The organism is Amycolatopsis sp. NPDC051372 (genome assembly GCF_040682095.1).
Classification (GTDB): Bacteria; Actinomycetota; Actinomycetes; order Mycobacteriales; family Pseudonocardiaceae; genus Amycolatopsis.
Genome location: NZ_JBFBAF010000026.1, coordinates 47,458 through 68,444 on the forward strand (window position 1 = coordinate 47,458; position 20,987 = coordinate 68,444).

The 20,987-nt window shown below is 70.9% G+C and carries 20 protein-coding genes; 16 read left to right on the plus strand and 4 right to left on the minus strand.

The features are described 5' to 3' along the window. The first annotated feature begins 58 nt into the window (after positions 1-58). Both AB0M56_RS33720 and AB0M56_RS33725 read left to right on the plus strand, forming a co-directional pair. Positions 59-940 carry a patatin-like phospholipase family protein gene (locus AB0M56_RS33720; protein WP_364183649.1) on the plus strand — a complete coding sequence of 294 codons (882 nt, stop codon included), beginning with the start codon at positions 59-61 and terminating at the stop codon, positions 938-940. 61 nt (positions 941-1,001) lie between these two features. Further along, complete coding sequence (locus tag AB0M56_RS33725; RefSeq protein WP_364183652.1) at positions 1,002-1,562, plus strand: TetR family transcriptional regulator; 561 nt, start codon at positions 1,002-1,004, stop codon at positions 1,560-1,562. 35 nt (positions 1,563-1,597) lie between these two features. On the opposite strand, the gene AB0M56_RS33730 is transcribed toward AB0M56_RS33725, so the two are convergent. Further along, positions 1,598-1,975 (minus strand): hypothetical protein, encoded by a 378-nt coding sequence (locus AB0M56_RS33730; protein ID WP_364183654.1) that lies wholly within the window; start codon positions 1,973-1,975, stop codon positions 1,598-1,600. A gap of 90 nt (positions 1,976-2,065) precedes the next feature. On the opposite strand from AB0M56_RS33730, the gene nadE reads away from it, so the two are divergent. Continuing rightward, a complete protein-coding gene (gene nadE, locus AB0M56_RS33735; protein ID WP_364183657.1) occupies positions 2,066-2,908 on the plus strand; it encodes an ammonia-dependent NAD(+) synthetase in 843 nt (280 codons plus the stop codon). A 45-nt stretch (positions 2,909-2,953) separates the two neighbouring features. Here the strand turns inward: nadE and AB0M56_RS33740 are convergent, their stop codons facing one another. Beyond that, positions 2,954-3,808, minus strand: coding sequence for a transporter substrate-binding domain-containing protein (locus tag AB0M56_RS33740; protein WP_364183660.1), 855 nt, complete (start codon positions 3,806-3,808; stop codon positions 2,954-2,956). Between the two features lie 8 nt (positions 3,809-3,816). Next, entirely contained in the window at positions 3,817-4,653 is an 837-nt protein-coding gene (locus AB0M56_RS33745; RefSeq protein ID WP_364183663.1) for a transporter substrate-binding domain-containing protein, read from the minus strand. Positions 4,654-4,769: 116 nt separating this feature from the next. On the opposite strand from AB0M56_RS33745, the gene AB0M56_RS33750 reads away from it, so the two are divergent. After that, positions 4,770-5,507, plus strand: a complete 738-nt coding sequence (locus tag AB0M56_RS33750; RefSeq protein WP_364183666.1) for an SDR family oxidoreductase — start codon at positions 4,770-4,772, stop codon at positions 5,505-5,507. 51 nt (positions 5,508-5,558) lie between these two features. Here the strand turns inward: AB0M56_RS33750 and AB0M56_RS33755 are convergent, their stop codons facing one another. Next, the gene (locus AB0M56_RS33755) at positions 5,559-6,560 is read right to left on the minus strand and encodes a LacI family DNA-binding transcriptional regulator (protein WP_364183943.1); all 1,002 of its coding nucleotides are present in this window, start codon (positions 6,558-6,560) and stop codon (positions 5,559-5,561) included. 222 nt (positions 6,561-6,782) lie between these two features. Here AB0M56_RS33755 and AB0M56_RS33760 point away from each other — a divergent pair, with 222 nt between their 5' ends. From AB0M56_RS33760 to AB0M56_RS33815, 12 genes are all read left to right on the plus strand, one after another. Then, positions 6,783-8,300, plus strand: coding sequence for a sugar ABC transporter ATP-binding protein (locus AB0M56_RS33760; RefSeq protein WP_364183669.1), 1,518 nt, complete (start codon positions 6,783-6,785; stop codon positions 8,298-8,300). 55 nt (positions 8,301-8,355) lie between these two features. Then, the gene (locus tag AB0M56_RS33765) at positions 8,356-9,399 is read left to right on the plus strand and encodes an ABC transporter permease (RefSeq protein ID WP_364183671.1); all 1,044 of its coding nucleotides are present in this window, start codon (positions 8,356-8,358) and stop codon (positions 9,397-9,399) included. Beyond that, positions 9,392-10,444: an ABC transporter permease gene (locus AB0M56_RS33770; protein WP_364183673.1), complete on the plus strand. Its 1,053-nt coding sequence runs from the start codon at positions 9,392-9,394 to the stop codon at positions 10,442-10,444. Before AB0M56_RS33765 ends, AB0M56_RS33770 begins: the two co-directional genes overlap by 8 nt. 18 nt (positions 10,445-10,462) lie before the next feature. Continuing rightward, complete coding sequence (gene rhaS / locus AB0M56_RS33775; protein ID WP_364183675.1) at positions 10,463-11,536, plus strand: rhamnose ABC transporter substrate-binding protein; 1,074 nt, start codon at positions 10,463-10,465, stop codon at positions 11,534-11,536. A gap of 72 nt (positions 11,537-11,608) precedes the next feature. Beyond that, positions 11,609-11,947, plus strand: a complete 339-nt coding sequence (locus AB0M56_RS33780; RefSeq protein WP_364183677.1) for an L-rhamnose mutarotase — start codon at positions 11,609-11,611, stop codon at positions 11,945-11,947. A 12-nt stretch (positions 11,948-11,959) separates the two neighbouring features. Next, on the plus strand, positions 11,960-13,135 hold the full coding sequence (rhaI, locus tag AB0M56_RS33785) for an L-rhamnose isomerase (protein ID WP_364183680.1): 1,176 nt from the start codon (positions 11,960-11,962) through the stop codon (positions 13,133-13,135). A 2-nt stretch (positions 13,136-13,137) separates the two neighbouring features. Continuing rightward, entirely contained in the window at positions 13,138-15,168 is a 2,031-nt protein-coding gene (locus tag AB0M56_RS33790) for a bifunctional aldolase/short-chain dehydrogenase (protein WP_364183683.1), read from the plus strand. A gap of 12 nt (positions 15,169-15,180) precedes the next feature. Further along, positions 15,181-16,641: an L-fucose/L-arabinose isomerase family protein gene (locus tag AB0M56_RS33795; protein ID WP_364183686.1), complete on the plus strand. Its 1,461-nt coding sequence runs from the start codon at positions 15,181-15,183 to the stop codon at positions 16,639-16,641. A 14-nt stretch (positions 16,642-16,655) separates the two neighbouring features. Beyond that, the gene (locus tag AB0M56_RS33800; RefSeq protein ID WP_364183946.1) at positions 16,656-18,116 is read left to right on the plus strand and encodes a rhamnulokinase family protein; all 1,461 of its coding nucleotides are present in this window, start codon (positions 16,656-16,658) and stop codon (positions 18,114-18,116) included. Continuing rightward, positions 18,113-18,838 (plus strand): (Fe-S)-binding protein, encoded by a 726-nt coding sequence (locus AB0M56_RS33805; RefSeq protein WP_364183689.1) that lies wholly within the window; start codon positions 18,113-18,115, stop codon positions 18,836-18,838. Before AB0M56_RS33800 ends, AB0M56_RS33805 begins: the two co-directional genes overlap by 4 nt. 17 nt (positions 18,839-18,855) lie before the next feature. Next, the gene (locus tag AB0M56_RS33810) at positions 18,856-20,307 is read left to right on the plus strand and encodes a lactate utilization protein B (protein WP_364183949.1); all 1,452 of its coding nucleotides are present in this window, start codon (positions 18,856-18,858) and stop codon (positions 20,305-20,307) included. Continuing rightward, a complete protein-coding gene (locus tag AB0M56_RS33815) occupies positions 20,304-20,885 on the plus strand; it encodes an LUD domain-containing protein (protein ID WP_364183691.1) in 582 nt (193 codons plus the stop codon). The genes AB0M56_RS33810 and AB0M56_RS33815 overlap by 4 nt, the downstream gene beginning before the upstream one ends. Positions 20,886-20,987: the final 102 nt, after the last annotated feature.

Consider the following 20,987-nt stretch of genomic DNA (forward strand, 5'->3'; position numbering starts at 1 on the left):
AACCCGCGAGTCGAGTGTTTCGTGCGCCGGTTTCGGCAACAGCGAAGGAGAACGTGCCATGCCCGGACCTCGGGAGATCCTCCCGCTGACGGCGCTCGTCCTCGGCGGCGGTGGTCCCGTCGGCGCCGCCTGGACGTCGGCCCTGGTGCACCGGCTGGAGGCCGCGGGCCTGCCGCTGTCCGAGTCCGGGGTGGTGGTGGGCACGTCGGCCGGGTCGATCGTCGGTGCGTGGCTCACGATGGAGCCGGCCGGGCTGACGAGGGTGCCGGCGAAGATGCGGGAGCGCGCGGCCTGGCACGCCGGGAACGCTGCCGCCGGGCGCGGCGACCGGACGCTTTTCCAGAGCCTGGCCCAGGACACCTCGGACGGATCCGAGCGGGCGCGGCGGATCGGTCAGGCCGCGATCGCCGCGGTGCCACCGATTTCGGAGGCTCAGGCCGACGAGTTGTGGTCTTGGGCGTTGCCGGCCGGGGAGTGGCCGCGCCGGCTCCGGATCACCGCGGTGAGCACGGACACCGGCCTCGCCCGCGGGTGGTCGCCGGCGGACGGGATCTCCGTCGGGGTCGCGGTGGCCTGTTCGTCGGCGGCGCCGGGCGTCGCGCCGCCGGTGAGCGTGGCCGGCTCGACCTGGATCGACGGGGGAGTGCGCTCGGGCACCAACGCCGACCTGGCCGTCGATACACAGTGGCACGACGGCGGTGCCGTGGATCCGGGCCGGGTGCTTGTAGTGGCGCCGATGCGGTCCGCGAATCTCGCGCGGGAAGAGGCTTTCCTCATCGAGCGCGGATACCGCGTGCGGGTGATCACGGCGGACCCGTTCTACGAGAAGCCCCACGACCTGCTCGACCCGCGGTTCGTCGACGTCGGGGCCGAGGCCGGCGCCCGGCAGGCGGACGGTCTGGCCGAGGACCTGCTGAAGTGGTGGAAAGAGGCGATCTGACCAGCTCCCGGTTCCAGTAAGGTCCACCGGAACGATCACCTCACGGCACAAGGATCTCGGAATGCCCGACTCTTCGTCTCCACGTCGGCGCGACGCCGCGGCCAGCCGCGACCGGCTGCTGGCCGCGGCCGGCGAGCTGTTCGCCGACCGCGGCTACGACCAGACGACGGCCCGGGACATCGGCGAACGCGCCGGTGTCGACCCGACGATGATCGCGCGCTACTTCGGCGGCAAGGCACAGCTGTTCATCGCCGTGCTGCGCGCCGAGAGCGAACCGGGCGAGCGGCTTCCCGACGTCCTGGAGCCGGTCCGGCTGAGGGGGCTGATCGAGCGCACCGGCACGCGCGGGCCCGGCCCGATCCTGCAGGCCGCGATCCGCCCGTACGACAACCCCGAGGCCCAGGAAGCCGCGCTGGCCGAGCTGGACCACCGCGTCCTGACCCCGCTGCGCGAGCGGTTCGTGCGCGAGGGCGTGGCGAACCCGGAGCTGCGCGCCGAAGTCCTGTCGGCCGCGTTGATCGGCGTGATCCTCGGCCGGCACGCGGGAACGTTGGAGCACCTGGCGGCCGCCGGCACCGACGAGGTGCTGACCCTGTTGCAGGAGATCCTCGGCACCGAGTGAGACCTGAGACGCGCCGGGTCCTGAAAGGACAGCGCTCAGGAACTCGGGCTCGTCACCCGGCGCAGTGCGTCGAGGGTGGATTCCGGGGAGGTGCTGAAGCAGAACCTGATGCCCGGGACCAGCTCGACCACGACGTTGACGAGACGTTCGAACAGCAGGGTGTGCTCGGCGGCCATGCGGACGCCCGCGCCGATCATCGCCGCGGTGACCGGGTTCGCGGCCAGGCAGTCGCGGACCTGCTGCTCCGCCGCGTCGGGGTCGGCGGGGACGTGGCAGGGCACGAGGTCGAAGCCCGCGTCGCGCACGGCGGTCTCGCCGGCGGTGATGCGGGCGGTGAGGGTGGCCTCGTCGAGGCCGGGGTGGCGGCTGTAGTCGAGGGCACCGGGGTGCAGGCCGAGCGAGAGGATGGCCACGGGGCGGGTCCCCTTTCGGGTGGAGGAGGCCATCTCGAGGCTAGCGGCGCGGTGCTCGGACGGGCAGCTGGCGCCAGTAAGGTACGGCGAATGGAGAACCTACGGCAGCAGATTCTCGCCGAGCTGGGCGTCAAGCCGGTCATCACGCCGAAAGCCGAGATCCGCCAGCGGGTCGACTTCCTCAAGGACTACCTGCGCTCGACGCCGGCCAAGGGCTTCGTGCTCGGCATCAGCGGCGGCCAGGACAGCTCGCTGACCGGCCGGCTGTGCCAGCTCGCCGGCGAGGAGCTGCGCGCGGAGGGGCACGACGCCACGTTCGTCGCGGTGCGGCTGCCCTACGGCGTGCAGGCCGACGAGAAAGACGCGCAGATCGCGCTGGAGTTCATCAAGCCGGACCATTCGGTCACGGTGAACGTGAAGCCCAGCGCGGACGCCGTCGCGGCGGAGTCCGCGCTCGGGATGAGCGAGCTGCTGGGCGAGGCGTCCGGCCTGCGCGACTTCGTGCGCGGCAACATCAAGGCCCGCGAGCGCATGGTGATCCAGTACTCGATCGCCGGGCAGTTGAACCTGCTGGTCGTGGGCACCGACCACGCGGCAGAGGCCGTCACCGGGTTCTTCACCAAGTACGGCGACGGCGGTGTCGACATCACACCCCTGACCGGGCTGACCAAGCGCCAGGGCGCCGCACTGCTGCAGGAGCTGGGCGCGCCGCCGAGCGTTTGGCAGAAGGTGCCGACCGCCGACCTCGAGGACGACCGGCCGGCCCTGCCCGACGAGGTGGCCCTGGGCCTCAAGTACTCCGAGCTCGACGACTACCTCGAAGGCCTCGACGTGACCCCGCAGGTCGCGGAGAAGGTGGAGTCGATCTTCCTCAAGACGCGCCACAAGCGGACCGTGCCGATCAGCCCGCTCGAGGACTGGTGGCGGAGCTGACTCGCCTGACGACGGCGGCCGGGTCGGCGAACCCGGCCGCGGTCGTCACTTGGCCGCCGGGTCCTTCTGGACCTGCGCCTGCAGCGAGGGCCAGTACTGGAACAGCGAGCTCGGGTACTCCTGCCCGGGGAAGTACTGGTGGTACAGCTTGAGGAACGTGCCGTCGTCGACCACGGCGGCGAGCTGCTTGTTGTAGTCGGCGAGGAACTTGTCGAGTCCTTTTCGGACGGCCATCGCCTCGGGCAGCGGGTTTTGCACCGAGACGCCGACCTTCAGTCGCCCCGGGTGCTGGGCGAAGACCGTAATGGCCTGCACGGAGCTGACGACGAAGCCGTCGAGGTTGCCGTTGAGGAGCTGGTCGATGCCGGTGGCGTTCGTCTGGACGCTCACGACGCTGGCCTGGGGCAACGTCTTCGCGGCGAAGTCGGCCTGTGCGCTGCCGATGCCGACGCCCACGCGCTTGCCGTTCAGGTCCGCGACGGTCTTGACCGGCGAATCGGAGCGGACCAGCACGTCGTTGGCGTCGACGTAGAACGGCGTGGTGAAGGCGACGTTGCGCTTGCGTTCCTCGGACATCGTGAGGTCGGCGATCATCATGTCGTACTGGCCGGCGGTGACCAGCGGCAGACCCGCGCCGACGGTGGAGAGCTTGTAGGTGATCTTGAGGCCCATGCGCTTCGCGATGACGTCGTTGAGGTCGATCAGCATCCCGGCCGGCTTGCCGCTCGCGTCGGGTGACACGAACGGCGCGTCGCCTTGCGGCACACCGGCGGTGATGGTGCCGGGTACCGCGAGGCCGTAGGGGTCTGTGCTCGCGGAGTCGCTGCCGCCGCAGGCGGAAACGGTCAGCAGCCCGGCTGCCGCGAGTGCGGCGAAAGCGGTCCGGAATCGTCGGCGCATTTCTGGCTTCATCTGCCCTTCTGGATCTGGTCTCGGAGCTGGGGCCAATAGGTGAACATCTGCGACGGGTAGGGCTCGCCCGGAAAGTACTTGTCGTACAGGCGAAGGAAAGTGCCGTCGTCCATCGTGGTCTTGAGCTGGTCGCCGTAGGCCTTCTCGAAGGCGGTGAGCTTGCGGTTGACCGGCATCGCCGACGCTTGCTCGTGCGGCGCGGAATAGGCGATCTTGACCCGGCCGGGGTTCTCCTCGAGCACGGTCGGGACCTCGGTGGAGGCCAGCACCATCGCGTCGAGGTTGCCGTTGAGGAGCTGGGTCACGCCTGCGCTGTTGGTGGGCTGCGAGATGAGGGTGGCGCCGGGGATCTTCGCGGTGACGAACTCGGCCTGCGCGCTGCCCAGCCCGGCGCCGACGCGTTTGCCCACGAGGTCGCCGGCTGCCTTGGCGGCCGAGTCGGTGCGGACCACGACGTCGTCAGAGGCCAGGTAGAAGGGCTTGGTGAAGTCGACGCTCTTCTTGCGCTCCGCGGTCGGCAGCATGCCGATCGCGAGCATGTCGAGCTGCCCGGCCGTGACCAGCGGCAACCCGGCGCTGACGGTGGTCATCCGGTAGGTGATCTTGAGACCCATCCGCTGGGCGATCACGTCGTTGAGGTCGACCAGCAGGCCCACCGGCTTGCCCGTCGCGTCGGGGGAGACGAACGGCGCGTCGCCCGCCGTGACGCCCGCGGTGATAGTGCCGGGTTCGGCCAGTCCGTAGCCGTCGGGTTGGCCGCCCGACCCGCACGCGGCGAGCGAGACGAGCGCGGTGGTCGCGATCAGGATCCGCCGGATCCGCAGAGCTGTCATAGCTCCCTCCAGGCACCGGCTCGCGGGCGCGGGCTCGGTGGTCTGGTATTTCTTAGGCTCATAAGACCAGGTTGTCAACTGCCGGGCTCGCGCTCGCGTCTGGTAGACGTCGTGGCATGACAGACCTCATCGACCTGGCCGGCAAAACGGTCATCGTCACGGGCGCCTCCTCGGGAATCGGCGCGTCGACCGCCCGGCGCCTCCACGCGGCCGGCGCCCACCCCGTGCTCGCGGCCCGCCGCGCCGAGCGCCTGGCCACGCTCAGCGACGAACTCGGCGGCGCTCTCGCCGTCCCCACCGACGTGACCGCCCCCGCGCAGGTGGCCGCTCTCGTCGCGACCACCCTGGAACGCCACGGCCGCGTCGACGGCTTGGTCAACAACGCCGGTGCCGGCCTTCACGGGCCTCTCGACGAGGTCGACCCCGCGGCTTTCGGCGCGACGCTGCAGCTCAACCTGGTCGCCCTGCTCGCCGTGACGCAGGCCGTCCTGCCCGCCATGCGGCGCCAGGGTTTCGGCCGCATCGTCAACATCAGTTCCGGCACCACCCGCCGCGTCGCGGTCGGTGTGGGCGCCTACGCGGCGAGCAAATCGGCCGTGAACATGCTCAGCGCGGTGCTCACGCAGGAACTCGCGGCCGACGGGATCGCGGTGTCGCTCCTGCTGCCGTCGATCACCGCGACGGAGTTCGCGGACGGCCGGTTCACGCTCGGCGCGTCGCCGATCCCCGGGATGGTGGTGCAGAGTCCGGACTACGTGGCCGGTGTGATCTTGCGGCTGCTGCGCACGGGGGAGGAGTCGTTCGATATTCCGCACGGGGTGGAACAGCCGGAGCTCACCCGCGCGCCTGAATGATTTCGAAGCACGTCCACTGTGGATGGACAGCCAAGACCGTCCACAGCGGACCTACTTCGTCCGCAAAGTCGACGCCCGCACCACCAGCTCCGGAATGTACGTCACCTGCTGGTGCTCGTGCTCCGGGTCCGACGTCTCCTGGATGAGCAGCTCCGCGGCCGTGCGGCCGAGGCGGTGGCGGGGCTGGCGGACGGAAGTGAGGGGCACGGTGGCGGCCGCGGCGAAGTCGATGTCGTCGTAGCCGACGATGGCGAGGTCGGCCGGGACGGAGATGCCCAGGGCGGCGCAGCTGCGCAGGAGCCCCAGGGCGAGCAGGTCGTTGGCGCAGAACGCGGCGGTCGGGCGGGTGGCCGAGGGCAGGCCGGCCAGGCGCTGGCCCGCGTTGCTGCCGCCCTCGACGGTGAGCTGGGGGGTGGCGAGGTCGACCAGGTGGTCGGGGCCCAGGCCGGCCGCGAGCAGGGCCCGCAGGGCGCCCTCGCGACGGTCGCGGACCTGGCCGAGGGTGAGCGGTCCGCCGACGAAGGCGATGCGGGTGTGGCCCTGGTCGAGCAGGTGGCGGGCGGCGAGCTCGCCGCCGCGGACGTCGTCGACGGCGACGGAGCAGTGGTCGGTGCCGGGACGTTTGCGGTCGACGATGACGACCGGCGTGCCGCGGCGCGCGAGTTCGGCCAGCGCGGGGGAGTCTGGGTCGACCGGGGTGATGAGGACGCCCTGCACGCGTTGCTGTTCGAGGCGGCGGAGGTAGGCGGCCTCGCGTTCGGCGAGGTTGGCGCTGTTGCACACGAACAGTGACAGGTCGTCCGCGGCCGCCGCGTCCTCCATGCCGGCGGCGACGTCGGTGAAGAACGGGTTGCGCCCGTCGAGCATCACGTAGGCGAGCACGCTGCTGTGGCCGGCGCGCAGCTGGCGCGCCGACTCGTTGCGGACGAAGCCCAGCGCGGCCATCGCGGCCTCCACCTTGGTCCGCGTCTTCGGGCTCACGCGCTCGGGCCGGTTGAGCACGTTGGACACCGTGCCGAGCGAGACGCCCGCGGCGGCGGCCACGTCCTTGATCCCCGCCGCGCGCGGTGCGGGGGCCGCGACCCCGTTCGAATCTTCCACCGCCACCCCCTGTGTTCGAACCGCCGTGTTGAAACGTGACAATCACGGGTTGCTGCCTGAAAAACCGCGACTACCTCGAGATGTGCCTGGCAGCGTTTTTCGTTGACTTCCCGTTCGGACGCATAGTAGCGTCACCGCGCCAGGTTTGTGAAACCTTTCAATCCGGAGGTCGCGATGACGCGGCAGGAGCGCGACCGAGTGCCACTGCTCGAGGTCCGCGGGGTCACGAAGTCGTTCGGCGCTGTCGCGGCGGTCGCGGGCGTTTCCTTTCCCCTCTACGCCGGCGAGGCCCACGCGCTGGTCGGCGAGAACGGCGCGGGCAAGTCCACGATCGTCAAGATGCTGGCCGGCGTGCACCGCCCCGACCAGGGCGAGCTGCTGCTGGACGGCCGGGAAGCCGAGTTCTCCTCACCCGCTGACGCGAAGGCCGCGGGCATCGCGGTGATCTACCAGGAACCGACGTTGTTCCCCGACCTCACAGTCGCCGAGAACATCGTGATGGGCCGCCACCCGCGGGGCCGGCTGGGGATGATCGACCGCGCGGCGATCCGCGCCGAGGCCGAACGGCTCTTCGCCCGCCTCGGCGTGCGCATCGACCCGAACCGCCCGGCGCGCGGCCTGTCGATCGCCGACCAGCAGATCGTGGAGATCGCCAAGGCGCTCAGCGCCGACGCGCGCGTGCTCATCATGGACGAGCCCACCGCCGCGCTGAGCCTGGTCGAGGTCGAGCGCCTGTTCTCCGTCGCCCGGGCGCTGCGCGACGAGGGCGCGGCGATCATGTTCATCTCGCACCGCTTCGAGGAGATCGTCGACCTGTGCCAGCGGGTGACGATCATGCGCGACGGCCGCCACGTCTCCACCGATGAGGTGGCAGACGTGACCGTGGACGAGATGGTGCGCCGCATGGTCGGACGCGACCTCGACGCGCTGTTCCCCAAGCAGGACGTGGAACCCGGCGCCGTGGTGCTCGAAGTGGACGGCCTGACGCGCGAAGGCGTGTTCCGCGACGTGTCGTTCTCCGTGCGGGCGGGCGAGATCGTCGCGTTCGCCGGGCTCGTCGGAGCCGGTCGGTCCGAAGTGGTCCAGGCGGTGTTCGGAGTGGACGAACGCGACGCCGGAGTCGTGCGGCTCAACGGGAAGAAGCTCAAGCCCCACTCGCCGCGCGCCTCGATGGCGGCGGGCATGGCACTGGTGCCGGAGGACCGGCGGCAGCAAGGACTGGTGATGGACCTCTCGATCGAGCGCAACGTCACGCTGCCACGGGCGAGAGCGCTGTCGAAGCTCGGTCTGCTCCTCGGCCCGGGCGAACGCCGGGAAGCGTTGCGCTGGACCGAACGCCTGCGCACCAAATACGGCCGCCTCGGCGACGCGGTCGGCACGCTCTCGGGCGGCAACCAGCAGAAAGTGGTGCTGGCCAAGTGGCTCGCGATGGCGCCGCGCGTGCTGATCGTGGACGAGCCGACGCGCGGCATCGACGTCGGCACCAAGGCCGAGGTGCACCGGCTGATGTCCTCTCTGGCGGCCGAAGGCGTCGCGGTGGTGATGGTGTCCTCGGAGCTGCCCGAGGTGCTCGGCATGGCCGACCGCGTGCTGGTGATGCGCGAAGGCCGGATCGTCGCGGAGATCCCGCGCGCCGAGGCCGACGAGAACTCGGTGATGTTCGCGGCGATGGGACAGGGGGCGGTGGCATGAGGACTCGCAGGACCGCCTCGGCGACCACGACCCGAACGTCCGAAAAGGAGGCCGCGTGAACGCGACCAAGGTGGCGGCCCCGCCACCCCGCCAGGCGAGCCCGGGGGAGCGGCGATCGGTGTTCGGAACCGTGTTCAAGGCCCGCGAGTCGGGCATCGTGCTGGCGCTGATCGTGCTCGTGGTGTTCACCGCGACGCAGAACTCCCGGTTCCTTTCGGGCCAGAGCATCCGCGACATCCTGCTCGGCACGGCGATCCTCGCGGTGCTGGCCGTCGGGCAGGCCGTGGTGATGATCACGCGCAACATCGACCTGTCCGTGGGCTCGGTGCTCGGGCTGTCGGCCTTCGCCGTCGGCACGATGCTGCGCGACAACCCCGGCCTGCCGGTGATCGTGGCCTTGCTCGCCGGCCTGGTCGTCGGGGCCGCGTGCGGCCTGATCAACGGCGCGGTCGTCCGGTTCGGCCGCGTCCCGGCGCTGGTCGTCACCCTCGGCACCTTGTACGCGTTCCGCGGCGCGGTCTACTTCTGGGCCGGCGGGCAGCAGATCAACGCCGACAAGCTCCCGCGCTCGTTCCTCGACTTCGGTGACGCGTCGGTGCTCGGGGTGCCGGGGCTGGTGCTGATCGCAGTGCTCGTGATGGTGATCGCCGGCGTGGTGCTGCGCAACTACCGCGGCGGCCGTGAGCTGTACGCCATGGGCTCGAGCCCCCAGGCCGCGCAGCTGGCCGGCATCAAGGTCGGGCGCAACACCACCATCGCGTTCCTCGTCAGCGGAGCGCTGGCCGGCCTCGCGGGCGTGCTGTTCGCGGCCCGCTTCGGCACGGTCGACGCCGCGGCCGGCACCGGGTACGAACTCAACGTCGTGGCCGCCGCGGTCGTCGGCGGGGTCGCCGTGTTCGGCGGTAGCGGTTCGGTGTGGGGCGCGAGCCTCGGCGCGCTGCTGCTGACGGTGATCGGCAGCGCGCTGGCCGTGCTGGACATCGACCAGTTCTGGCAGCAGGCGATCGTCGGCGCCCTGATCCTGCTGGCCATCGGCGCCGACCGGCTGGTCGCCGTGCGCGTCGCCAAGGCACTGAAGAAGAGGGACTCCCATGTCTGACCTCACCACCACGACGGACACAGCCCGGCGGCCCGCCTGGCTGGCCCGGCTCGCGAGCTGGGACGTCGCCGTCATCGCGATCGCGATCGTGGTGCTGCTCGTCGCGTCGGGCACCATCGACAACTTCGGCACCGGCCGCAACTACACGTTCCTGCTGCTGGACCTCCTGCCGATCGCGCTGATGGCGCTGCCGATGACGTTCATCATCGTCACCGGCGAGATCGACCTGTCGGTGGCGAGCACACTCGGGCTCACGTCCGCGGTCATGGGTTCGCTGTGGAACTCCGGGCTGACGATCGAGACGATCATCCCGCTGTGCATCGTGCTGGGCGCGATCCTCGGCGCGGTGAACGGCTTCTTCATCACGGTCCTGAAGCTGCCTTCGCTGGCCGTCACCATCGGCACCATGGCGCTCTACCGCGGCCTCGCGTTCGTGGTGCTCGGTGACAGCGCGGTGGCCGACTTCCCGCAGTCCTACACCGCGTGGGTGACCGGGACGCTCGGCGGCAGCTCGATCCCCAACGTCCTCATCCCGCTCATCGTGCTGGCGATCGTGTTCGGCGTGGTGCTGCACGCCACCCCGATCGGGCGCGGCGTGTTCGCGGCCGGAGCCAGCGACACCGCGGCCCGGTTCGCCGGCATCCGCACCGGGCGCACGAAGTTCTGGCTCTACGTCGTGAGCGGCGCGGTCGCCGGGCTGGCCGGGGTGCTGTGGACGCTGCGCTACTCCAGTGCCCGAGCCGACAACGGGTTCGGTCTCGAACTCGCCGTGGTGGCGGCCGTGCTGCTGGGTGGCGTCTCGATCTTCGGCGGCAAGGGCACGCTGCCGGGCGTACTCGGTGGTGTGGTGCTGCTTTCGGCGCTGCAGAACGCGTTGCGGCTGCAGGACGTGTCGAACGAGGCGCTCAACATCGTGACCGGCGTGCTGCTGATCATCTCGGTGCTGCTGCCCAACATCCTCTCCTCCTCCCGCGCCGCGCTGCAGCGGCGCAGGCGACGATCCCCGTCCCCGAAAGCCGGAGCTCTCGCCGGCGCCGAGCAGTAACCCAGAAAGGTGACGAAGATGTCCCGACGAATCCTGACCGGCGTCGTGTCGGTGGTGAGTGCGGCAGGCCTGGTCCTGAGCCTCACCGCGTGCGGTGGCACCACGAAGAACGACAGCACGGCGTCCGGCCCGGCCGCGTCCACCGCGTCCGCGGACCCGAACGCGGCGAGCAAGCAGGGCGTGAAGATGGCGTTCCTGCCCAAGCAGCTCAACAACCCCTACAGCGACATCGAGGTCGGCGGCGGCAAGACAGCGCTGGACGAGCTCAAGGGCACCTACAAGCTCGTCGGGCCGAACGACGCCAGCGCGTCCTCGCAGGTCAGCTACATCAATACGCTGATCCAGCAGCAGCAGGACGTGATCGGCATCGCCGCCAACGACCCGAACGCGGTGTGCCCGTCGCTCAACCAGGCCCGCAGCGCCGGCATCAAGGTCGTCGCGTTCGACTCCGACGCGGCGAAGAGCTGCCGCGACGTGTTCATCAACCAGGCCAGCACCCAGGGCATCGGCGAGCAGCTCGCGAAGATGGCGAACGAGCTGGCCGGTGGCGACGGTGAGATCGCGATCCTCTCGGCGACGCCCAACGCGACCAACCAGAACGCGTGGATCGCCGTGCTGCAGAACGAGCTCAAGAAGCCCGAGTACTCGAAGCTGAAGCTCGACAAGATCGCCTACGGCAACGACGACGACCAGAAGTCGTTCCAGGAGGCCCAGGGCCTGCTGCAGTCGTTCCCGAACCTCAAGGTGATCGTGTCGCCGACCACCGTCGGCATCGCGGCCGCGGCGCGCTACGTGAGCTCGTCGAGCTACAAGGGCAAGGTCGCGATCACGGGGCTGGGCACGCCGAACCAGATGCGCGCGTTCGTCAAGGACGGCACGGTCAAGGAGTTCGCGCTGTGGAACCCGGCCGACATCGGCTACCTCGCCGCCTACGCGGGTGTGGCGCTGAGCTCCGGGCAGATCACCGGCGCGCAGGGCCAGAAGTTCAAGGCCGGCAAGCTCGGTGAGTACACGATCGGCGCCGACGGCGAGATCGTGCTCGGCCCGCCGACCGTGTTCAACGCCGACAACATCGACAAGTTCAACTTCTGAGCGGAGCTCCGGCCGGGCCTGCTCGGCCCGGCCGGACCGCTGGACCCATCGAGTCCACTGAGGACGGAGACCGTGGCGCGATACTGCTTCCAGCTCCAGGTCCGGCCCGAGCGGATGGCCGAGTACGCCGAGCGCCACCGCGCCGTGTGGCCGGAGATGCAGGCGGCCCTGCGCGACACCGGCTGGCGCAACTACTCGCTTTTCCTGCGTGAGGACGGCCTGCTGATCGGTTACGTCGAGGCCGACGACCTCGCCGCGGCGCAGGCCGCGATGGCCGAGACCGAGGTCAACGCCCGGTGGCAGGCCGAGATGGCGCAGTTCTTCACCGGCCTCGACGGCCGCGGGCCCGACGAGGGGTTCGCCCTGCTCACCGAGGTTTTTCATCTGGACGACGAGCGCGCGAGCGCGTGAGAAGGAAAAGACGTGATCGACTTGCCCGACCGGACAGCCGTGAAATCCGCTCTGCGGGCGCAGCGGATCGAGACCCCCTCGTGGGCGTTCGCCAACTCCGGCACCCGGTTCAAGGTCTTCACCCAGGCCGGGGTTCCCCGCACGCCCGAGGAGAAGATCGCCGACGCGGCCACCGTGCACCGCTTCACCGGGGTCGCGCCGAGTGTCGCGTTGCACATCCCGTGGGACCGTGTCGAGGATTTCAAGGCATTGCGTGCCTATGCCGAGGACCTGGGTGTGGGGATCGGTGCGATCAACACCAACGTGTTCCAGGACAACGACTACAAGCTCGGCTCGGTCACCAACCCCGACCCGGGCATCCGGCGCAAGGCGACCGACCACCTGCTCGAGGCGATCTCCATCATGGACGCCACGGGCTCGCGCGACCTGAAGCTGTGGTTCTCCGACGGCCTCAACTACCCGGGCCAGGACGACCTGCGCGACCGTCAGGACCGCCTGGCCGCCGCGTTGCGCGAGGCGTATGACCGCCTGGGCGAGAACCAGCGGATGCTGCTGGAGTACAAGTTCTTCGAGCCCGCCTTCTACGCCACGGACGTGCCGGACTGGGGCACCTCGTACGCGCACTGCATCGAGCTGGGTGAAAAGGCGACGGTGTGCATCGACACCGGCCACCACGCGCCGGGCACGAACATCGAGTTCATTGTCGCGTTCCTGCTACGGGCCGGGAAGCTCGGTGCGTTCGACTTCAACTCGCGCTTCTACGCCGACGACGACCTGATGGCCGGCGCCGCGGACCCGTTCCAATTGTTCCGGATCCTGTACGAGATCGTGCGCGGTGACGCGCTGGATCCGGCTTACGGCATCAACTTCATGCTCGACCAGTGTCACAACATCGAGGCGAAGATCCCGGCGATCATCCGCTCGGTGATGAACGTGCAGGAGGCCACGGCCAAAGCGCTGCTGGTCGACCGCGACGCCCTGCGCGCGGCCCAGCAGTCGGGCGATGTGCTCGGCGCCAACGCTGTGCTGATGGACGCCTACAACACCGACGTGCGGCCGATTCTGGCCGAGCTGCGCGAGGACGCGGGGCTGGCCCCGGATCCGGTCGCCGCCTACCACCGCAGCGGCTACCAGCAGAAGATCGAGGCCGAGCGCGCCGACGGGCAGCAGGCCGGATGGGGAGCATGAGCATGACCGTGCCCGAGGAGCTCATCGCCCGCAGCAACGCGCTGGGCGCCGATCCGCGGAACACGAACTACGCCGGCGGCAACACCTCCGCGAAGGGCGAGGTGCTCGACCCGGTCACCGCCAAGCCCGTCGACCTGTTGTGGGTCAAGGGTTCCGGCGGTGACCTGGGCACCTTGACCGAAGCCGGACTCGCCGTGCTGCGGCTGGACCGGCTGCGGGCGCTCGTCGACGTCTACCCCGGTGTCGAGCGCGAGGACGAGATGGTCGCCGCGTTCGACTACTGCCTGCACGGGCGCGGCGGGGCCGCGCCGTCGATCGACACCGCGATGCACGGTCTCGTCGAGGCGGCGCACGTGGACCACCTGCACCCGGACTCGGGCATCGCCCTGGCCACGGCGGCCGACGGGGCCGCGTTGACGAAGGAGTGTTTCGGCGACCGCGTCGCGTGGGTGGACTGGCGCCGGCCCGGGTTCCAGCTCGGCCTGGACATCGCGGCGGTGAAGGAGGCCAACCCGCAGGCGATCGGCGTGATCCTCGGCGGGCACGGGATCACCGCGTGGGGCGCGACTTCCGAGGAGTGCCGGCGTAATTCACTGGAGATCATCCGCACTGCGGAGAGGTTTCTCGCCGAACGCGGCAAAGCCGAGCCGTTCGGCGTGGTCGTCCCCGGTTTCGAGGGGTTGCCGGAGGACGAGCGCCGCGCGCGGGCCGCGGCGCTGGCGCCGCTGATCCGTGGGCTCGCGTCCACGGATCAGCGGCAGGTCGGCCATTACACCGATGCCGACGTGGTGCTGGAGTTCCTCTCACGGGAGAAGCTCGGGCGGCTCGCCGCGCTGGGCACGTCGTGCCCGGACCACTTCCTGCGCACCAAGGTCCGGCCGCTGGTGGTCGACCTGCCCGCGACCGCGCCGCTGGAAGACGTCGTCGCGCGGCTGAAGGAGCTGCACGCCGAGTACCGCGAGTCCTACCGCGCCTACTACGAGCGTTATGCGACGCCCGATTCGCCGGCCATGCGCGGTGCCGACCCGGCCATCGTGCTGGTGCCCGGCGTCGGCATGTTCTCCTTCGGCAAGGACAAGCAGACCGCGCGCGTGGCGGGGGAGTTCTACGTCAACGCGATCAACGTGATGCGCGGCGCGGAAGCCGTCTCGACATACGCGCCGATCGCGGAGAGCGAGAAGTTCCGCATCGAGTACTGGGCGCTGGAGGAGGCCAAGCTCAAGCGCCTGCCGAAGCCGAAGCCACTGGCCGGCCGGATCGCGCTGGTCACGGGCGCCGGCTCGGGCATCGGGCGGGCGATTGCCGAACGGCTCGCGGCCGAGGGCGCCTGCGTGGCCGTCGCCGATCTGAACACCGAGGCGGCCGAAGAGGTCGCGACCGGCATCGGCGGTGCGGACAAGGCCATCGCCGTGACGGCGAACGTGACCGACGCGGCGGGCGTGGCGGCGGCGGTCGACGCGACCGTGCTGGCGTTCGGCGGGCTCGACCTGGTCGTGAACAACGCCGGGCTCTCGATCTCGAAGCCACTGCTGGAGACCACCGAACGCGACTGGGACCTGCAGCACGACGTGATGGCCAAGGGCTCGTTCCTGGTCTCCCAGGCCGCGGCCAAGGCGATGATCGCCCAGGGGATGGGTGGCGACGTCGTGTACATCTCGTCGAAGAACGCGGTGTTCGCCGGCCCCAACAACGTCGCCTACGGCGCGGCGAAAGCCGACCAGGCCCACCAGGTGCGGCTGCTGGCGGCCGAGCTCGGCGAGCACGGCATCCGCGTCAACGGCATCAACCCCGACGGCGTGGTCCGCGGCTCCGGCATCTTCGCCGGCGGCTGGGGTGCGCAGCGCGCCGCGGTCTACGGAGTGCCGGAGGAGAAGCTCGGCGAGTTCTACGCCCAGCGCACGATCCTCAAGCGCGAGGTGCTGCCCGCGCACGTCGCCGCCGCGGTGTTCGCGCTGACCGGCGGCGACCTCACCCACACCACGGGCCTGCACATCCCGGTCGACGCCGGGGTCGCCGCGGCCTTCCTCCGTTAGGGAGTGGACCTCATGACCGACACGCTCGGGCGGCCCGGCCCGTCAGTGCCGTCCCTGCTGGACCGCATCACCCCGCGCCGCACCCGCGTCGGCCTCGTCGCCGGCGGGCTCGGCGCGTACTGGCCGCAGTTCCCCGACCTGTTGCCGCAGCTGCAGGACTCGGCGCGCCGGGTCGCCGAGCGGCTGTCGGGACTGGACTGCGAAGTGGTCGACGCCGGGTTCATCTCCGACGCGGCAGAAGGCGCGGCCGCCGCGGAGAAGCTGCGGGTGGCCGACTGCGACCTGATCATCGGCTTCCTGACCACGTACCTGACGTCGAGCATGCTGGTGCCGATCGCGCAGCGCTCGGGCTCGCCGGTGCTGCTGCTGAACTTGCAGCCCACCGAGGCGATGGATCACGCGTCCTTCGACACGGGCGCGTGGCTGGCCTACTGCGGGGCCTGCCCGCTGCCGGAGATGGCCAACGCGTTCCGCCGCGTCGGCGTCGAGTTCCGCTCGGTGTCCGGGTATCTCGAGGACGAGCGGGCCTGGGTGAAGATCGCGCGGTGGATCAAGGCGGCCGGCGTGCGCGCGGCGTTCCGGCACGGCCGCCACGGCCTGCTCGGGCACCTGTACCCGGGGATGATGGACGTGGCCACCGATCCGACGCTGGTGTCGGCTCAGCTCGGCGGGCACGTCGAGATCCTGGAGGTCGACGACCTGCGCGTGCGCGTGGAGCAGGTCACCGACGCCGAGACGGCGGCCCGGATGGCGCTCGCACGCGAAGTGTTCACTGTGGACGATTCGGTCGTCGACGAGGATTTCGCCTGGGGAGCCAAGGTTTCGGTGGCGCTGGACCGCCTGGTCGGGGACTTCGGGCTGGACTCGCTCGCGTACTACCACCGAGGGCTCGACGGCGAGACCCACGAGCGCGTCGGGGCCGGGTTCATCCTTGGCGCGTCGCTGCTCACGGCCCGCGGAGTGCCCACGGTCGGCGAGTACGAGATGCGGGCGTCACTGGCGATGCTGTTGCTGGACCGGCTCGGTGCCGGCGGTTCGTTCACCGAGCTGCAGGCGCTGAACTTCCGTGACAACGTGGTAGAGATGGGCCACGACGGCCCGGCGCACCTGGCGATCAGCGCGCGCAAGCCGCTGCTGCGCGGACTCGGCGTCTACCACGGCAAGCGAGGCTGGGGCGTGTCCGTCGAGTTCGACGTGCAGCACGGCCCGGTGACGCTGTGCGGCCTCGGCCAGCTGCGCGACGGCACGTTCGTGCTCGTCGCGTCGGAAGGCGAGGTCGTGCCCGGGCCGCTGCTGCAGATCGGGAACACGACCTCGCGGGTGGACTTCGGCTGCGACCCCGGCGAGTGGACCGACGCGTGGTCGGCCACCGGGGTGAACCACCACTGGGCCCTGGGGACCGGTCACCGCGTCGCCGAGCTGAAGGCGGTGGCGGACCTGCTGGGACTCGAGCTGACCGTGGTGTCCGGCTGATGGGTGTCCGGGTGATGCGCGTGGCCGCCGTCGACCTCGGTGCCACCAGCGGCCGGGTGATGGCCGGGACGGTCGGGCCCGGGCGGCTCGAACTGGACGAGGTGCGCCGCTTTCCGAACGGCGGCGTCCGGGTCGCGAGCGCCACGGGCTCCACGCTGCACTGGGACGTGCTCGGGCTGTACCGCGAGGTGCTGGCCGGGCTCGGCGACGCCGGCGACGTGGCGGGTGTCGGCATCGACGCGTGGGCCGTCGACTACGGGCTGCTCGACGCCGACGGCCGGCTGCTCGGCAACCCCGTGCACTACCGCGACTCCCGCACCGACGGCGTGGCGGAGTTCGTGCACCGGACGATCCCCGCGCCGGAGCTGTTCGCCGTCACCGGGCTGCAGGAGCTGCCGTTCAACACGCTCTACCAGCTGGTGTCCGAAGGTGACCGGCTCGCGGCGGCCGAAAGGGTGCTGCTGATCCCGGACCTGCTCGGCTACTGGCTGACCGGGAGCGTCGGCGCGGAGCGCACCAACGCGTCGACCACGCAGCTCTACGACGTGCGCGAGCGGACCTGGGCGGACGACCTCGCCGAGCGGGCCGGCATTCCGGCGCGGCTGCTGCCTCCGCTGCGCGAGCCGGGGGAGCGGATCGGGACGCTGCTGTCGGAGCTGGCCGAAGAGCTCGGGAAACCGGAGCTGCCAGTGGTCGCCGTCGGTTCGCACGACACGGCGTCGGCGGTCGTGGCGGTGCCTGCCGAGCCCGGCACGAACTTCGCCTACATCTCCTCCGGCACGTGGTCGCTGGTCGGGCTGGAGCTCGACGAACCGCAGCTCGGCGCCTCGGCGCTGGCGGCGAACTTCACCAATGAGACCGGCGTCGACGGCAAGATCCGCTTCCTGCGCAACGTGATGGGTCTGTGGGTGCTGACCGAAACCCTGCGGACCTGGGCCGCGCACGGCGAGCCCGCGGACCTGGCGACGGTGCTCGCGGAGGCGGCCGCCGCACCCGCGCTGGCGGCCGTCGTGGACATCGACGCCCCCGAGTTCCTCCCGCCCGGCGACATGCCCGCGCGCATCGCCGCTGCCTGCCGCAGAACCGGGCAGCGGCCGCCGGAAAGCCGGGGCGAGCTGGTGCGGTGCATTGTGGACAGTCTGGCGCTCGCGTACCGGCGTGCGGTCCGGCAGGCCGCCCAGGTCACGGGCCGGAGGGTCGACGTGGTGCACCTCGTCGGCGGCGGTGCTCGCAACGAGCTGCTGTGCCGCCTGACGGCCGACGCGTGCGGCGTGCCGGTGCTGGCCGGGCCGGTGGAGGCGGCGGCGCTGGGCAACGTCCTCGTGCAGGCGCGGGCCCTCGGCGCCGGCCTGCCGGACCTCGCCGCCATGCGTAGGCTGATCCGCGAAACCCAGCCGCTGCGGCGATACCAGCCGGGCGGCGGGAACTGGACTGCCGCCGAGGCGCGGCTGAGCGGGGCGGGGGTGGTGGCGTGAAGGTCGCCGTGCTCGTGACGTGCATCAACGACACGATGTTCCCCGACACCGGCAAGGCGGTGTTCCGGCTGCTGCGGCGCCTCGGCGTCGACGCGGACTTCCCGGAGGCGCAGACCTGCTGCGGCCAGCCCATGGTCAACACCGGCTACCTCGACGAGGCTGTGCCCGTGGTGCGCGCCTTCACCGACGCGTTCGCCGGGTACGACTACGTCGTCACCCCGTCCGGATCCTGTGCAGGTTCGGCACGCCACCAGCATGGGTTGGTCGCCCGGCGTGCGGGTGATCCGCGGCTGGCGGAGACCGGGCCGAAGGTCTACGAGCTCAGCGAGTTCCTGGTCGACGTGCTCGGCGTGACCGACGTCGACGCCTACTTCCCGCACCGCGTGACCTATCACCCGACGTGCCATTCGCTGCGGATGCTCGGCGTCGGCGACAAACCCTTGCAGCTGCTGCGCAACGTGCGCGGGCTCGACCTGGTGGAGCTCCCTGCCGCTGAAGAGTGCTGCGGGTTCGGCGGGACGTTCGCGGTGAAAAACGCCGAGACGTCCACCGCCATGGGCGCGGACAAGGCCCGCCACGTCCGCGACACCGGCGCGGAGGTGCTCGTCGCGGGCGACAACTCTTGCCTGCTGCACATCGGCGGCCTGCTCTCGCGCGAGCGCTCCGGCGTCCGCGTGCTGCATCTCGCCGACGTACTGGCCTCGACCGAGGAGGACGCGTGAGCGCCACGTTCGTCGGGATGCCCGCGTTTCCGACGGCCGCGCGCGAGGCGCTGGCCGACAGCCAGCTGCGCCGCAACCTCGCCCACGCCACCGGCACGATCCGCGCCAAACGCGCGGCCGTCGTCGGGGAGGTGGACGAATGGGAGGAGCTGCGCCTCGCGGGCGCCGCGATCAAGGACAACACGCTGCGGCACCTCGATGAGCACCTGCTGACGCTGGAAGCGGCGTTGCAGTCCCGCGGCGCGACCGTGCACTGGGCCCGGGACGCGGCCGAAGCGTGCGACATCGTCGCGCGGATCGCCCACGGCCACGGCGTCGGCGAGGTCGTGAAGGTCAAGTCGATGGCCACGCAGGAGATCGGCCTCAACGAGGCGCTCGCCGCCCAGGGCATCACCGCGTGGGAGACCGACCTCGCCGAGCTGATCGTGCAGCTCGGCGACGACCTGCCCAGCCACATCCTCGTGCCGGCGATCCACCGCAACTGTGCGGAGATCCGCGAGATCTTCCGCCGCCGGATGGCCGCCGCCGGCCGTCCCGCGCCCGAGGACCTGACCGACGAACCGGCCGAGCTCGCGGCCGCCGCGCGGCTGCACCTGCGCGAGAAGTTCCTGCGCGCCAAGATGGCGGTGTCGGGTGCGAACTTCGCGGTCGCCGACAGCGGGACGCTGGTCGTGGTCGAGTCCGAGGGCAACGGCCGCATGTGCCTGACGCTGCCCGAGGTGCTGGTTTCCGTGGTGGGCATCGAGAAGGTGGTGCCGACCTGGTCCGATCTGGACGTGTTCCTGCAGTTGCTGCCGCGGTCCAGCACGGGGGAGCGGATGAACCCCTACACCTCCACGTGGTCGGGGATCACACCCGGAGACGGGCCGCAGGAGATGCACGTGGTGCTGCTGGACAACGGCCGCACCCGTGCGCTGGCCGACGAGGTGGGGCGGCAGGCGTTGCGGTGCATCCGCTGCTCGGCGTGCCTGAACGTGTGCCCGGTCTACGAACGCACCGGCGGCCACGCCTACGGCTCGGTGTACCCCGGCCCGATCGGCGCGATTCTCAACCCGCTACTCAAGGGCGTCGGCGTCGACGAGCAGACCGACTCGCTGCCGTATGCCTCCAGCCTGTGCGGCGCCTGCTTCGAAGCGTGCCCGGTCCGCATCGACATCCCCGAAGTGCTGGTCCACCTGCGCTCCCAGGTCGTGGACGCGCACCGCGGCGGGGCGCCGAAACCCGAAGCGGTGGCGATGAAATCCGCGTCCTGGGTCCTGTCCGACGCGCGGCGGCTCACCCTCGCCGAACGCGGGATGGGTGCGGCGGGCAAGGCGTTGAACCGCTTCGGCCGCGCGGTCCTGCCCGGTGGCCGGAGGGCGGTGCGGCGCCTGCCCTGGCCCGCGTCGCTGTGGACCGGCGCCCGCGACCTGCCCGCGCCGCCGGCGGAGTCCTTCCGCGCGTGGTGGCGCCGGACGGGCCGCCGATGAGCGCGCGCGACGAGATCCTCGCGGCCGTCCGCGGCGCGCTGCGGGACGCCGACCACGCCGAGGCGCCCGTGCCGAGGGGTTACCGCGGCGCACCACCGCCCGCGGACGTGGTTTCCCTCTTCGCCGAACGCGTGGTCGACTACCGCGCCACCCTCAGCCGGTGCACGCCGGCCGACCTGGCCGACACCGTCCGCGCCGCGCTGGGTGCGGCTGAAAACATCCTGGTTCCCGACGGCTTCCCGGTCGGCCTCGGCGGAGCGGCCGACGCCGACGACCTCGACTCCTGCGACGCAGTGGTCACCACCGCGGCCGTCGGGATCGCGCGCACCGGCACGCTCGTGCTCGACCACGGCGCGGGCCAGGGCCGCCGCGCGCTCAGCCTGGTTCCCGATGTGCACGTGTGCGTCGTCCGTGAGGACCAGATCGTGCCGGGCGTGCCCGAGGCGGTCGCGCTGCTGGACCCGGACCGGCCGCAGACGTGGATCAGCGGGCCCAGCGCCACGAGCGACATCGAGCTGAACCGCGTCGAAGGCGTGCACGGGCCGCGGACCCTGCACGTGGTGCTCGTCGGTTCGTGACACGCCGCGCGAGTTGGTGACACGCCGCGCGAGTTGGTGACGGCTGAAGCGCTATGGGACGATTTGTCCACTTGACTTCCGCGGCATCCGGGCAGCACCGCG